The 13,575-nt window shown below is 71.2% G+C and carries 11 protein-coding genes; 7 read left to right on the top strand and 4 right to left on the bottom strand.

Annotated features, from left to right (window positions below; all coding sequences use genetic code 11):
- Nucleotides 1-40: 40 nt before the first annotated feature.
- On the bottom strand, nucleotides 41-4,732 hold the full coding sequence (locus tag OHA03_RS04815) for a DEAD/DEAH box helicase (RefSeq protein ID WP_267001067.1): 4,692 nt from the start codon (nucleotides 4,730-4,732) through the stop codon (nucleotides 41-43).
- Nucleotides 4,733-4,801: 69 nt separating this feature from the next.
- On the opposite strand from OHA03_RS04815, the gene OHA03_RS04810 reads away from it, so the two are divergent.
- From OHA03_RS04810 to OHA03_RS04800, 3 genes are read left to right on the top strand one after another with little or no spacing between them, the layout of a single operon-like run.
- Complete coding sequence (locus tag OHA03_RS04810; protein ID WP_267001065.1) at nucleotides 4,802-5,701, top strand: AraC family transcriptional regulator; 900 nt, start codon at nucleotides 4,802-4,804, stop codon at nucleotides 5,699-5,701.
- A gap of 10 nt (nucleotides 5,702-5,711) precedes the next feature.
- Entirely contained in the window at nucleotides 5,712-6,494 is a 783-nt protein-coding gene (locus OHA03_RS04805) for an AzlC family ABC transporter permease (RefSeq protein ID WP_267001063.1), read from the top strand.
- Nucleotides 6,491-6,796, top strand: a complete 306-nt coding sequence (locus tag OHA03_RS04800) for an AzlD domain-containing protein (protein WP_267001061.1) — start codon at nucleotides 6,491-6,493, stop codon at nucleotides 6,794-6,796. The genes OHA03_RS04805 and OHA03_RS04800 overlap by 4 nt, the downstream gene beginning before the upstream one ends.
- Nucleotides 6,797-7,145: 349 nt before the next feature.
- Here OHA03_RS04800 and OHA03_RS04795 read toward each other — a convergent pair whose 3' ends face one another.
- Nucleotides 7,146-8,060, bottom strand: coding sequence for a hypothetical protein (locus tag OHA03_RS04795; protein WP_267001059.1), 915 nt, complete (start codon nucleotides 8,058-8,060; stop codon nucleotides 7,146-7,148).
- Between the two features lie 79 nt (nucleotides 8,061-8,139).
- Between OHA03_RS04795 and OHA03_RS04790 the strand changes: the two genes are divergently transcribed.
- A complete protein-coding gene (locus tag OHA03_RS04790; RefSeq protein WP_267001057.1) occupies nucleotides 8,140-8,334 on the top strand; it encodes a DUF3046 domain-containing protein in 195 nt (64 codons plus the stop codon).
- Nucleotides 8,335-8,517: 183 nt separating this feature from the next.
- Nucleotides 8,518-9,690 carry an AI-2E family transporter gene (locus OHA03_RS04785; protein ID WP_267007929.1) on the top strand — a complete coding sequence of 391 codons (1,173 nt, stop codon included), beginning with the start codon at nucleotides 8,518-8,520 and terminating at the stop codon, nucleotides 9,688-9,690.
- A gap of 100 nt (nucleotides 9,691-9,790) precedes the next feature.
- Here the strand turns inward: OHA03_RS04785 and OHA03_RS04780 are convergent, their stop codons facing one another.
- Nucleotides 9,791-10,699, bottom strand: coding sequence for an SDR family oxidoreductase (locus OHA03_RS04780; protein ID WP_267001055.1), 909 nt, complete (start codon nucleotides 10,697-10,699; stop codon nucleotides 9,791-9,793).
- Between the two features lie 267 nt (nucleotides 10,700-10,966).
- On the opposite strand from OHA03_RS04780, the gene recA reads away from it, so the two are divergent.
- A complete protein-coding gene (gene recA / locus OHA03_RS04775) occupies nucleotides 10,967-12,100 on the top strand; it encodes a recombinase RecA (protein ID WP_267001053.1) in 1,134 nt (377 codons plus the stop codon).
- Nucleotides 12,101-12,103: 3 nt separating this feature from the next.
- Nucleotides 12,104-12,781 (top strand): recombination regulator RecX, encoded by a 678-nt coding sequence (recX, locus tag OHA03_RS04770; RefSeq protein ID WP_267001051.1) that lies wholly within the window; start codon nucleotides 12,104-12,106, stop codon nucleotides 12,779-12,781.
- An 87-nt stretch (nucleotides 12,782-12,868) separates the two neighbouring features.
- Here the strand turns inward: recX and OHA03_RS04765 are convergent, their stop codons facing one another.
- On the bottom strand, nucleotides 12,869-13,507 hold the full coding sequence (locus OHA03_RS04765; RefSeq protein WP_267001049.1) for a hypothetical protein: 639 nt from the start codon (nucleotides 13,505-13,507) through the stop codon (nucleotides 12,869-12,871).
- Between the last annotated feature and the right edge of the window lie 68 nt (nucleotides 13,508-13,575).

Raw genomic sequence — 13,575 nt, 5'->3', positions numbered from 1 at the left:
CGGTGAGGGGGCGCGCGTGGGGCCGGACGACGCGTGGAGGTCAGGCCCGCAGACGGAGACCTCTCGGGGTGGCGTGGAAGCCGGCCGCCTCCAGCGTGCGGCCCAGCGGCGAGGTCAGGGACGAGGCACCGTTGGTGCGCTCCACCGTGACCGTGCCGAGCGCCCCCGCGCGGGCCGCGGTGGCCAGCGCCTCGGCCGCCGCCCGGAGCGAGGGGTCCTCCGGATCCGTCGGCCAGGCGAGCAGGGTCTTGCCGCCGCGCTCCATGTAGAGCGTCAGTTCGCCGTCGACCAGGACCACCAGGGCGCCGGCCTTGCGCCCCGGTCTGTGTCCGGCGCCGTCCGGGGGCTCGGGCCAGGACAGGGCAGCACCGTACGCGTTGGCCGGGTCGGCGGCGGCGAGGACCAGGGCGCGGGGCGCCGCTCCCGGTTCCCTGCGGTCGCGGGCGGTGGACGCCGCACGCAGCCGGTCGACCGCTCCGTCCATCGCGAACTGGGCTGCTCCCAAGCCCTCGACGACGTAGCCGCGGCGGGCCTGCCCGTTGTCCTCGAAGGCGGAGAGGATGCGGTACGTCGCGGAGAAACCGCCCTCGACGCCTTCGGCCTGGACCGCGCCGCGGGTCACCACGCCGTGACGGTCCAGGAGCGTGCGCGCCAAGGCGTGCGCGCGATGCGTGGGGTCGGGCTCGGCGGTGGGCAGCAGGGACCAGCGGCCCGAGACAGTGGGCGGGCCGGTGCGTGACGCCGGGCGGGCGGCGGCGCTGAACGAGCCGTAACGGCCTCGGGGGACGCTGCGCTTGGCGCGGTGGGCGGTCGATCCCGCCGTACGTCCGGAGCCGAGGAGCGAACGCAGCGGCGCCAGTGTGTCGTTGGTCAGTCGGCCGGACCAGGTCAGCTCCCAGATGGCGTCGGCCAGTTGAGGGTCGGTGCAGTCCGGGTGGGTGGTGGCGCGGACCTGATCGGCCATCTGCCGGAAGAACAGCCCGTACCCGCCGGTCAGGGTGGTCAGAACGGATTCGTGCAGCGCACTGAGTTCGAGTGGGTGCGGAGGCGGGAGGAGCAGGGGTGCGCTGTCGGCGAGGTAGAGGGACAGCCAGCCGTCCTTGCCGGGGAGGGCGCCCGCGCCGGCCCAGATCACCTCGCCGGTGGTGGTGAGTTCGTCGAGCAGCGCGGGGGCGTACCCCGTGACCCGGCCCGGCAGGATCAGCTTCTCCAGCGCCGATGCGGGGACGGGGGCACCCTGCAACTGTTCGATGGCGCGGGCCAGTCCGTCGATTCCGCGCAGGCTGTTGTTGCCGAGATGCTGCCACTGCGGAAGGAAGCCGGCGAGGGCGGCGGGCGGGACCGGCTCCAGCTCGTGCCGGAGCGCGGCGAGGGACCGGCGGCGGAGCCGACGCAGCACCGTGGCGTCGCACCATTCCTGGCCGATGCCTGCGGGATGGAACTCGCCCTGGACGATGCGGCCGGACGCGGCGAGCCGCTGCAGCGCACCGTCCGTGACCGCGGTGCCCAGGCCGAAGCGCGCGGCGGCGCCGGTGGAGGTGAACGGGCCGTGCGTACGGGCGTAGCGGGTGAGGAGATCGCCGAGCGGGTCCTTCACCGGTTCGGTGAACGCCTCGGGGACGCCAATCGGGAGGGCGGTGCCCAGCGCGTCACGCAGTCGGCCCGCGTCCTCGATCGCCGCCCAGTGGTCGGCTCCTCCTATCCGGACCCGGATGGCCCGGCGGGCCGAGGCCAGGTCCGGGGCCCACTGCTGCTCGGCACCGCGCTCGGCCAACTCGGCTTCGGTGAGCGGGCCGAGGACGCGGAGCAGGTCGGCGACGCCTTCGACGTCCTTGATCCGGCGGTCCTCGGTCAGCCACTGGAGCTCCTGCTCGAGTTCGCCCAGCACCTCGGCGTCGAGCAGCTCGCGCAGTTCCGCCTGGCCGAGGAGCTCGGCGAGGAGACGGGAGTCGAGGGAGAGCGCAGCCGCCCGGCGCTCGGCGAGCGGCGAGTCGCCCTCGTACAGGAACTGCGCCACATAGCCGAAGAGGAGCGAGCGGGCGAAGGGGGAGGGCTCCTGGGTGGTCACCTCGACCAGGCGGACGCGGCGCGCTTCGAGATCGCCCATCAGTTCCGCGAGCCCGGGAACATCGAAGACGTCCTGCAGGCATTCACGGACCGCTTCGAGCACGATCGGGAAGGAGCCGAACTCCGAGGCCACCTGAAGGAGCTGGGCGGCGCGCTGACGCTGCTGCCAGAGCGGGGTGCGCTTGCCCGGGCTGCGGCGGGGCAGCAGCAGGGCGCGGGCCGCGCATTCGCGGAAGCGGGAGGCGAACAGGGCGGACCCGCCGACCTGATCGGTGACGATCTGGGTGATCTCGCCCTGGTCGAAGACGACATCGGTGGCGCCGACGGGCGGCTGATCGCTGTCGTACGCCATTGCGGCCAACGGGGCCGACTCCCGTGGCGAGTTCTGGGACGAGTTCTGCGACGGGTCAAGGGCGAGGTCCTGGGCCGGATCGAAGTCCAGGAGGTCAAGGCCCATCATGTCGGCGTCGGGCAGCCGCAGCACGATGCCGTCGTCGGCATGCATCACCTGGGCATCCATGCCGTACCGCTCGGCGAGGCGGGCTCCCAGCGCCAGCGCCCACGGAGCATGGACCTGCGCGCCGAACGGGGAGTGCACGACCACCCGCCAGTCGCCCAGCTCGTCGCGGAATCGCTCGACGAGGATGGTCCGGTCGTCCGGGACATGGCCGCAGGCGGCGCGCTGTTCGCCGATGTACGACAGGACGTTGTCGGCGGCCCAGGTGTCGAGACCGGCGGCGAGCAGCCGCGATCTGGCGTCCTCGGACGACATTCCGCCGATCTCGCGGAGGAACGCGCCCAGGGCACGGCCCAGCTCCAGCGGGCGGCCCAGCTGGTCGCCCTTCCAGAACGGCAGCCGTCCCGGAACCCCGGGGGCCGGCGACACCAGGACCCGGTCGCGGGTGATGTCCTCGATCCGCCAGGATGTGGTGCCCAGCGTGAAGACATCGCCGACCCGGGACTCGTACACCATCTCCTCGTCCAGCTCGCCGACCCGGCCGCCCCCCTTCTTGGGGTCGGCCCCGGCGAGGAAGACCCCGAAGAGCCCGCGGTCGGGGATCGTGCCGCCGGAGGTGACCGCGAGCCGCTGGGCGCCGGGGCGGCCCGTGACCGTACCGGCGACGCGGTCCCAGACCACGCGCGGGCGCAGCTCGGCGAAGGCGTCTGACGGATAGCGGCCGGCCAGCATGTCCAGCACGGCCGTGAACGCCGACTCCGGCAGCGAGGCGAAGGGGGCGGCGCGGCGGGTCACGGCCAGCAGATCGTCCACCTGCCATGTGTCCAGGGCGACCATGGCGACGAGCTGCTGGGCCAGCACATCCAGCGGATTGGACGGGATCCGCAGTGCCTCGATCGAGCCGGTGCGCATCCGCTCGGTGACCACCGCAGCCTGGACCAGGTCGCCGCGGTACTTCGGGAAGACCACTCCGGTGGAGACCGCACCGACCTGGTGCCCGGCACGGCCGACCCGCTGCAGCCCGGAGGCGACCGACGGCGGCGACTCCACCTGGACCACCAGATCCACCGCACCCATGTCGATGCCCAGCTCCAGACTGGAGGTGGCGACCACGGCAGGCAGCCGGCCTGCCTTCAGATCCTCCTCGACCTGTGCGCGCTGCTCCTTGGAGACCGAACCGTGGTGTGCGCGGGCGAGCAGCGCCGGGGCGCCCTTCGCCGCACCGGACTCGGCCATGATCTCGGCGGGGGAGTGGGCCTCCGGCAGGGTCTCACCGGTGGCCCGCTCGTACGCGATCTCGTTGAGCCGGTTGCACAGTCTCTCCGCGAGACGGCGGGAGTTGGCGAAGACGATGGTGGAGCGGTGCGCCTGGACGAGGTCGGTGATCCGCTCCTCGACATGCGGCCAGATCGACGGCTTCTCCGCCTGGCCCGCCTGATCCGGGTCGGTGGCGGGCGAACCGCCGAGCTCGCCCAGATCCTCCACCGGCACGACCACCGACAGATCGAACCGCTTGGTGGACGGCGGCTGGACGATCTCCACCTTCCGCTGCGGCGAGAGGAACCGCGCCACTTCGTCGACCGGACGGACCGTCGCCGACAGGCCGATCCGCCGCGCCGGACGCGGCAGCAGCTCGTCGAGGCGCTCCAGCGACACGGCGAGATGGGCGCCCCGCTTCGTACCGGCCACTGCGTGCACCTCGTCGAGAATCACCGTCTCGATCCCCGACAGAGCCTCCCGAGCCGAGGAGGTCAGCATCAGGAACAGCGACTCGGGGGTGGTGATCAGGATGTCCGGCGGCCGGGTCGCCATCGAGCGGCGCTCGGCGGGCGGGGTGTCACCCGAGCGGATGCCCACCCGCACCTCGGGCTCGGGCAGCCCGAGCCGCACCGATTCCTGGCGGATCCCGGTCAGCGGTGAGCGCAGATTACGCTCCACGTCGACCGCGAGGGCCTTCAGGGGCGATACGTACAGCACGCGGCAGCGCTTCTTCGCCTCGGCGGGCGGCGGGACTGCGGCCAGCCGGTCCAGCGCGGCGAGGAACGCGGCGAGCGTCTTGCCCGATCCGGTGGGCGCGACGACCAGCACGTCCGAACCCTCGCCGATCGCGCGCCAGGCACCCTCCTGCGCGGACGTCGGCGCGCTGAAGGCACCCGAGAACCAGCCGCGGGTGGCGGGGGAGAAAGAGTCGAGCGCAGAGCCGGCCATGCCCCCCATCGTGCACCCGACCACTGACAACGGACGGTGGCAGTGGCCGGTACCTGCGAGAATTCGGGAATGGCGGCAGGATCGGGCTCGCGCTCGGGTTCGGGCTTCGGCTCGGCCTCGGCTTCGGGAGAGTGGGCGAGGTACTGGCAGTACGCGGAACTGCCCGACCTCGACCTGCTGCGTGCCCGGTACGTGCGCCACACCTTCCCGCGCCACAGCCACGAGGGCTACGTCTTCGGCACCATCACGCGGGGGATCGAGGACGTCGGACTGCCCGGCGGCACCGTACACGCAGGCCCTGGCGTCGTCGTCATGATCAATCCGGAGGTGCCGCACACCGCGCGGGCCGGTGTCCCCGAGGGCTGGGTGTACGCCACGCTGTACCCGTCCGCACAGGTGATCAACGACATTGCCGCCGACACGACGCGTCTGCGCGGCACTGTCGGTTTCGCCGAGACCAGCGTCGTCGACCCGGAATCGGCCCGGTTGATCGGCGAGGTGCACCGGGCGGCCGAGGAGGGCAACGCGCTCGCCGCCGACAGCGTCCTGCGGATCCTGGTCGCGCGGCTGCTCAGCAGCCATGGCAGCGTGCTGCCCACCCGCTCTCCCCGGTCGGCGGGTGCCCGGGACGCGGCGCGGGCGCGTGCGGTGCTGGAGAGCAGGATGACCGAGCCACCGACTCTGGAGGCACTGGCCGTCGAACTCGGCACCAGCCCGTTCGCCTTGCTGAGGGCGTTCAAGAAGCAGTACGGGATGCCGCCGCACACCTGGCTCACCGATGCCCGGGTGAGGCGGGCGCGGCGGATGCTGGATGCGGGGGTGGCGCCCTCGGCCGCCGCGATCGAGGTCGGCTTCACCGATCAGCCGCACCTGAACCGCCATTTCACCCGGATAGTGGGAGTGCCGCCCGGCGCCTACCAGCGCGAACGCGCAAGAACGTACAAGACCGGTCCCGGTCTGTCCCCGTAGCGTTCCGTCTGTGCCAGAACAGACAACATCCCCAGAGATAACCGGTGAGCCGGCCGAGACAGCCGCCGGTGAGGTGAAGTCCGATGCGGCCGTCGTGCGCGACGCCCTCGGCGTCGGTATCGCCGTGGGGCTGTCCGGCTTCGCCTTCGGAGTCACCTCGGCGGGCTCGGGCCTCAGCGTGCTCCAGACCTGCGTGCTCAGCCTCCTCGTCTTCACAGGCGCCTCGCAGTTCGCGCTGGTGGGTGCGCTGGCGGCGGGCGGCAATCCGTACACAGCGGCTGCCGGGGCGTTCTTCCTCGGCGTACGTAACGCGTTCTACGGTCTGCGGCTGTCGCAGCTGCTCGCGCTCCCGCGCGCGCTGCGGCCGCTCGCCGCGCAGTGGGTGATCGACGAGACGACCGCTGTGACGCTGTCCCAGCCCACCCGACGGGCCGCACGGATCGGCTTCACCGTCACCGGAATCACCCTGTACATGCTGTGGAACCTGACCACACTGCTGGGAGCCCTGGGCGCGGAGGCGCTCGGCGACACCGACAGCTGGGGACTGGACGCCGCCAGCCCCGCCGTCTTTCTCGCCCTGCTCGCACCCATGCTGAGGAGCACGACGGAGCGCGTCACCGCCGCGCTGGCCGTCCTGCTCGCCCTCGGTCTGCTGCCCGTGCTGCCCGCGGGTGTACCGGTGCTGCTCTCCGCGCTGGCCGCGCCTGCCGTTCTCTTCCTGATGGGACGCAGGAACGGTTCGCCCGGTGACACCCCCGCCATGGCGGCGACCCCGACGGAGGACGGTCGATGAACGTCTGGACAGCGATCGCACTCACTGCCGTCGGCTGCTATCTCGCGAAGCTGCTGGGACTGCTGGTGCCCGCCGACGCACTGGAACGCCCGCTCGTCCAGCGCCTTTCCGCACTCCTGCCGGTGGCGCTCCTGGCGGCCCTCACAGCGCAGCAGACGTTCGGAGACGGACAGCAGCTGGTGCTGGACGCCAGGGGCGCGGGACTGGCCGCCGCGGCGCTGGCCCTGGTCCTGCGCGCGCCCTTCCTGGTCGTCGTGGGCGCTGCCGTGGTCGTCACGGCAGGGGTGCGGGCGCTCGGATAGAGGTCCGTGCGGAGCAGGACAGGGCCGTCCGCACAGTGGAGCAGACATTCGGTACGGAGCTGCTCTTCCTGTTCGACGCGGGCGCAGGCCGTCCCGTCGTACCGCAGGAGTGCCAACCACCCGGCGATCTGGCCCGACGGCTGATCCGTGCCTGCGGCGCCGACGTCCGGGTCGCCGCGGCCCTGCTGCTGCACGACAGCGGCCACGGGACGACGGCACACACGGCGCAGGATGAGCGACGGGGCGGCAGCCGTCCGGCCGACGACCGAAGGCCCGCGCCGGGCGGCGTGGTCGCGGCCGTCCGTGGGCCCGCTCACGGACGGTTGGCGGTGGATGTCCGCCCCGGTGCTCAGCCGAGGCTGCGGCCGTGGGCCCGCAGCGTCAGCAGCGCCTTGAGCGTCACCAGCGGCCGGCCCTCCAGAGCTGTGCCCGGTGCCCACTGCCGCCAGTTCAGCGGCCAGCCGCCGTCCGCCTGCTGCTCCGACGCCAGATGGTCGAGGGAGCGTTCCAGCTCCTCGTCGGTGAACCAGCGACGGGCGAGCGAATCGGGTGTGCGGGCGTAGTCGTACGGGAAGTGCTGCTCGCCCGGCGCACATCCGGCCGCCACCGGGTACTGCGCGCGCTGCTCCGGATCCAGCACGGCGAGCCGCTGCTCGCGCACCAGCCGTCCGAGGCGGTCCGCCGCAGCCTCCGCCCGCGCCCGGTCCGGTGCACCGTCCAGGAAGGCGACCGCAGCCTCGATCTCGTACGGATGCGAGTGCTCCAGCGCGTCGACCGCCGCCCAGCAGAAGTCGGTGGCCCGGAAGAGCCAGGCGTGCCAGACCGCATTACGGTGCAGCAGCCCGACGACAGGACCGGTGGCGAGCAGCTCCGCCGGCGGGTCGTCGACGAGCTGGATGAACGGCGCGGCCGGATAGCCTCGCTGCGAGGGCAGGAGGGCGGGCAGCGCACCCTCCTTGGTCGACACATCGGTCAGGAAGCGGCAGATCCGTTCCACCCGCAGACCGCTGCAGCGCCCGATGGAGTCGAGAACGTTCAGCGCATGGGCCGTGTGCAGCGGCTGGCTGACCGGGCCCCGCAGATCGGGTTCGAGTGCGTGACCGTATCCGCCGTCCTCGTTGAGATAGGCGGTGAGCGCGGTCTCCACGGCATCGGCGCTTCCTGCCAGGAAGTGGTGGGCGAACCGCCGCTGTTCGAGGACACGGGCCGTGAGCCAGATGAACTGCTCGGCGCGGTTGAGGGGGCTTGCTCCTGTTCCAGCCATGGACCGACGGTAGGCCGGTAAGCGCTCTCGAGATGTCGTAGCGGCACGGCTGCACTCTCAGGAGCGGGATACTGAAGTCATGCGGTTGACGATTTTCTGGGAACGGATGGAAGACCACTTCGGCGCGGGGTACGCCGACTCCTTTGCGCACGACCATGTGATGGCCGAGCTCGGCGGGCGGACGGTGCACCAGGCGCTGGCCGCGGGCTGGGAGGCGAAGGACGTCTGGCGCGGCGTCTGCACGGCGGTCGGCATCGCCGCCGACAAGCGCTGACGAACTGCTCGTCCCCGCGGGACCGCACCCGCTCTCCGGGGCGGGCGGCCGGCTGTCACAGCCGTGGGCGAGACTGGGTCCGTGGCACTGACAGACGAGACCGCCCAGCCCCAGCCCGCCCCCACTCCGCCCGTCCCGCCGACCGCGCCACCGACCCAGCCGTCCGGCGCCGGGTCGGCCCGAATGCCTGCATGGCTGCCGCGCGCCATGGTCCTCGCCCTGGCGCTCTACGCCTGCTTCCGGCTCGGCAGCTGGGCGTTCGACCAGCTCATCGGGCTGTTGATCAATGTGCTGATCGCCTTCTTCCTGGCGCTCGCCATAGAACCCGCGGTGGGCCGGATGTCCGCGCGCGGCATGCGTCGCGGCCTGGCGACCTTCCTGGTCTTCCTGGTGATCCTGATCGCCGGGGCCGGGTTCGTCGTACTGCTCGGATCGATGCTTGCGGGCCAGATCGTCGAGATGGTCGAGGAGTTCCCCAAGTACTTGGACTCGGTGATCAACTGGGTCAACCAGAACTTCCACACGGACCTCTCGCGGGTCGAGGTGCAGGACAGTCTGCTGCACTCCGACTGGTTGCAGAAGTACGTCCAGAACAGTGCGACCGGTGTGCTCGATGTCTCCACCACTGTGCTCGGCGGGCTGTTCCGACTGCTGACGATCTCCCTGTTCTCGTTCTACTTCGCGGCCGACGGCCCCCGGCTGCGCCGCGGTCTGTGCTCCGTACTGCCGCCCGCTCGGCAGGCCGAGGTCCTGCGGGCCTGGGAGATCGCGGTCGACAAGACCGGTGGCTATCTCTACTCGCGCGGGCTGATGGCACTCATCTCCGGGATCGCGCACTACATCCTGCTGGTGTTCCTCGGTGTGCCGTACGCGCCGGCCCTCGCGGTCTGGGTCGGTCTTGTCTCGCAGTTCATCCCCACGATCGGTACCTATCTGGCGGGCGCCCTGCCGATGCTGATCGCGTTCACCATCGACCCCTGGTACGCCCTGTGGGTGCTCGGATTCGTGGTGATCTACCAGCAGTTCGAGAACTATGTGCTGCAGCCCAAGCTCACCTCCAAGACCGTCGACATCCATCCGGCGGTCGCCTTCGGTTCGGTCATCGCCGGTACGGCGCTGATGGGCGCCGTGGGCGCGCTGATCGCAATCCCGGCCGTTGCGACGCTGCAGGCGTTCCTGGGTGCCTATGTGAAGCGCTACGACGTGACGGACGACCCACGGGTGCACGGCCGTCACCAGCGGCGGCGGGGTGAGTCGGTGTTCTCGCGGCTGCGTGGCGCGACCCGGGCTCCCGGGAACAACGACGAAGAGGATGCGGAGCGAAGGGAAGCACCGGGTCCGCGGCCGCGGGTCTGAGCGACGGCGGAACGCGGGAGTTCCGGCGCGGTACGGGAGCGTCGGCGGGGTGCGCGCGGCCGGGTGCGGCGCGGGAGGCCTCGCAGGGGTGCGGCCGCGCTCAGCGATAGCCCGTCACGTCGGCCGGCCGGCCCGTGTCCTGGACTTCGGGGACGTACCTCCAGGCATCGGGGCGGCTGCCGTCCAGATCGGTGAAGCCGTAGACCCGCGCCAGTTGCCCGCTGGACAGCGACTGCCCGTTCCAGCGCGCCGCCCCGGGGTCCTGCGCGAGCGCGGCCACGGCGCGGCCGACGAAGGCCGGACTCTCGGAGATCGCGAAGTGGGGTGCGTGGGCGATCGCGTCGCGCCAGTTCGCTTCGGTGACACCATGGGCGTCCAGCATCGCCTCGGACCGCAGCCAGCCGGGTGTGAGTGACACCGCGGTCGCGCCGTGGGGCTCCAGTTCGTGCGCGAGGGCGAACGCCATCCGGTTCACCGATGCCTTGGCCAGGTCATAGAAGAAGGAGACCCGGTAGTGGGAGGCGTTGTACTCATCGGTGCCGTCGGTCACCTCGACGACCAGGCCCCCTGGCTGCTCGATGAGGAGCGGAAGGGCGTAATGGCTGGTGATGGCGTGTGTGTCGACGGCCAGACGCAGGGTGTGCAGACCCGTCTCCAGGGAGGATTCCCAGACCGACTTGCCCCACTCAATCTCGGCCCCCCAGATGTCGTTCACGAGGACGTGCAGGCGGCCCTGGTCGCGCCGGATGCGCGTCACGAGCGCGCTGACTTCCGAGGGCACGAGGTGGTCCACCCGGATCGGGATCCCGTGTCCGCCCGCCTCGTCCACGAGAGCTGCTGTCTCCTCGATGGTCTCCGGACGGTTCATCTCCGACCGCTGGGTCGTGGTCGTCCGCCCGGTGACATAGACGGTTGCTCCGGCCGCTCCCAGTTGAACGGCGATCCCGCGGCCCGCGCCTCGTGTGGCACCGGCGACCAGGGCCACTTTTCCTGCCAGTGATGTCCCCATACGGCCGGAATCTAGCATGATCTTGACCACTTGATCTTGACTCTCCAAATGCAGAGTGCTAGGGCGCTACTCTGGGGGCGGGTCGGTCCGGCGTGGTGTGCTTGACACCGAAATCGAACATCCATTCTCATGGGATTCCGGCCGGGTTTTCCCGGGCCCGACCGTGGAGTTGTCCACAGGCCGGGAGGACGTCGAGGCCCATTGTCAGTGGCAGGGGTTAGCGTCTTTGACGTGAAGCGATCGACTCAAGCAAATCGGGTGGAACCCATGGCAGGAACCGACCGCGAGAAGGCGTTGGACGCCGCACTCGCACAGATTGAACGGCAATTCGGCAAGGGTGCGGTGATGCGCCTCGGCGAGCGGCCGAACGAGCCCATCGAGGTGATCCCCACCGGGTCGACCGCACTCGACGTCGCCCTCGGCGTCGGCGGACTGCCGCGCGGCCGCGTGGTGGAGGTGTACGGGCCGGAGTCCTCCGGTAAGACGACGCTGACGCTGCACGCGGTGGCGAATGCACAGCGGCTCGGCGGCTCGGTGGCCTTCATCGACGCGGAGCACGCCCTCGACCCCGAGTACGCGAAGAAGCTCGGTGTCGACATCGACAACCTCATCCTGTCCCAGCCGGACAACGGTGAGCAGGCGCTCGAGATCGTGGACATGCTGGTCCGCTCGGGCGCTCTCGACCTGATCGTCATCGACTCCGTCGCGGCACTCGTGCCCCGTGCGGAGATCGAGGGTGAGATGGGCGACTCGCACGTGGGTCTGCAGGCCCGACTGATGAGCCAGGCACTCCGCAAGATCACCAGCGCGCTCAACCAGTCCAAGACCACCGCGATCTTCATCAACCAGCTCCGCGAGAAGATCGGTGTGATGTTCGGCTCCCCGGAGACCACGACCGGTGGCCGGGCGCTGAAGTTCTACGCATCGGTGCGCCTCGACATCCGTCGTATCGAGACGCTGAAGGACGGCACCGACGCCGTCGGCAACCGCACCCGCGTCAAGGTCGTCAAGAACAAGGTCGCGCCGCCCTTCAAGCAGGCCGAGTTCGACATCCTCTACGGCCAGGGCATCAGCCGCGAGGGCGGTCTGATCGACATGGGTGTGGAGCACGGCTTCGTACGCAAGGCGGGCGCCTGGTACACGTACGAGGGCGACCAGCTCGGCCAGGGCAAGGAGAACGCCCGCAACTTCCTCAAGGACAACCCCGATCTCGCCAACGAGATCGAGAAGAAGATCCTCGAGAAGCTGGGCATCGGTGTCAGGCCGGAGGCGGCTCTGCCCGCCGAGCCCGGGGCGGACGCGGCGGGCGGCACGGCGGCTGCGGCCGACAGTGCGGCGAAGTCGGTGCCCGCTGCGGCCGGCAAGGCAAAGCCGGCCAAGACTGCGGCGGCCAAGAGCTAGACCGTGACACGTCGTACGGAGTGGCCGGGCAGCGACGCCGAGCCCGCCCCCGACCCCGGCGCCGGTCCCGATTACGGCACCGGCTCGGGCGGAGGGTTCGGCGAGGGCGCGGGCCGTCGGGCCCGCTCCCGCTCCAGGAGCAGCGGCTCCCCTTCCTCGTCGAGGGCCGAGAAGGGGGAGCCGCGAGACCCGGTCGAGCAGGCGCGCAACATCTGTCTGCGTTTGCTCACCGGGACCCCGCGCACCCGCAAGCAACTCGCGGACGCACTGCGCAAGCGGGAGATCCCGGATGAGGCAGCCGAAGAGGTGCTGTCGCGCTTCGAGGACGTCGGGCTGATCGACGACGCGGCGTTCGCGGATGCCTGGGTGGAATCCCGGCACCACGGCCGGGGCCTGGCCCGCCGTGCTCTTGTGCGGGAACTGCGCACCAAGGGGGTGGACTCGGCGGTGATCGACGAGGCGATCGGGCAGCTCGACTCCGAGCAGGAGGAAGAGACCGCCCGGGAGCTCGTCTCGCGCAAGCTGCGCTCCACCCGAGGCCTGGACCGCGACAGGCGTCTGCGCCGCCTGGCGGGCATGCTCGCGCGCAAGGGGTACGGGGAGGGGATGGCCCTGCGCGTGGTGCGTCAGGCACTCGAGGAAGAGGGCGAGGACACGGAAGGTCTCGAAGAGCCGTTCTGACGGTGGGCGCATCGGGGGCGCGCGGCGGGGGGAGCGAAGCCGGGCGCGGGAGGCGGGCCGTTGCGCGCGGTGGGTGTCGCGTAGGAGTCAGTGTCCGGCGCACGAGGCGCGGCGGATGGTGGCGTCCAGCAGGGCCAGGGCATCCGATGCGGTGCGGCCGGGGCGGCGGTTCCAGGGGCCGATGAGGTCGGTCCAGCCCTGCGAGCGGAGTTCGGCGATGAGCCAGGCGCCGGCCCGGTCCACGGTGTCGAGGGAGCCGTAGCCCAGGCGGTGCGCGGTGAGGAGGGCGCCGCAGATGCAGCGGGCGCCGCGGGCGTTCCGCAGTCGGTACGGGGTGTTCTGCCAGCCCCACTCGGTCAGGATCTGCCGTGCGTAGGCGAGGTGGGTGGAAGGCCGCAGTTCGGGCTGCCCGAGGCGGCGCCAGGTGTGGAGCCGGTCCGGGAGGATCGCGCCGAGTCGTCCGGGGAGTGGGCGCTCGCGCGGCGGGGCCGGGGGCAGGGCGCGCATCGAGTCGGCGATCAGCTGGTCGACCGGCACGGACAGCAGATGGCGCCAGTCGGCCGGATGCCGGTCCGGGGGGTGCGGCGCGCTGTCGGGTGAGATGGGACGCACGGGTTCGGGGGTGGTGATGTCCCAGCCCGCGACGATCTGCTGCCAGGCCTCCGTGTCGTGGAGGCGTGCGGCCTGGCGGTCGAGCTGGTCGGGGGTGAGGGTGGTGGTCGGCATCGGTGCGACGGCTCCGTCATGTCGGTCCTAGGTATTGGGGCAAATGTCCGCCTTATGATGAATTTGCT

The organism is Streptomyces sp. NBC_00154 (assembly GCF_026342835.1).
Taxonomy (GTDB): domain Bacteria; phylum Actinomycetota; class Actinomycetes; order Streptomycetales; family Streptomycetaceae; genus Streptomyces.
This window is presented reverse-complemented; position numbering and strand designations above follow the sequence as displayed.

Excerpts from the sequence above, each read along its gene's own strand:
- OHA03_RS04765 (WP_267001049.1), bottom strand. The coding sequence starts at position 13,507 with ATGCCGACCACCACCCTCACCCCCGACCAGCTCGACCGCCAGGCCGCA.
- OHA03_RS04785 (WP_267007929.1), top strand. The coding sequence starts at position 8,518 with ATGCCTGCATGGCTGCCGCGCGCCATGGTCCTCGCCCTGGCGCTCTAC.
- OHA03_RS04800 (WP_267001061.1), top strand. The coding sequence starts at position 6,491 with ATGAACGTCTGGACAGCGATCGCACTCACTGCCGTCGGCTGCTATCTC.
- OHA03_RS04810 (WP_267001065.1), top strand. The coding sequence starts at position 4,802 with ATGGCGGCAGGATCGGGCTCGCGCTCGGGTTCGGGCTTCGGCTCGGCC.
- OHA03_RS04790 (WP_267001057.1), top strand. The coding sequence starts at position 8,140 with ATGCGGTTGACGATTTTCTGGGAACGGATGGAAGACCACTTCGGCGCG.
- OHA03_RS04815 (WP_267001067.1), bottom strand. The coding sequence starts at position 4,732 with ATGGCCGGCTCTGCGCTCGACTCTTTCTCCCCCGCCACCCGCGGCTGG.
- OHA03_RS04795 (WP_267001059.1), bottom strand. The coding sequence starts at position 8,060 with ATGGCTGGAACAGGAGCAAGCCCCCTCAACCGCGCCGAGCAGTTCATC.
- OHA03_RS04780 (WP_267001055.1), bottom strand. The coding sequence starts at position 10,699 with ATGGGGACATCACTGGCAGGAAAAGTGGCCCTGGTCGCCGGTGCCACA.
- recA (WP_267001053.1), top strand. The coding sequence starts at position 10,967 with ATGGCAGGAACCGACCGCGAGAAGGCGTTGGACGCCGCACTCGCACAG.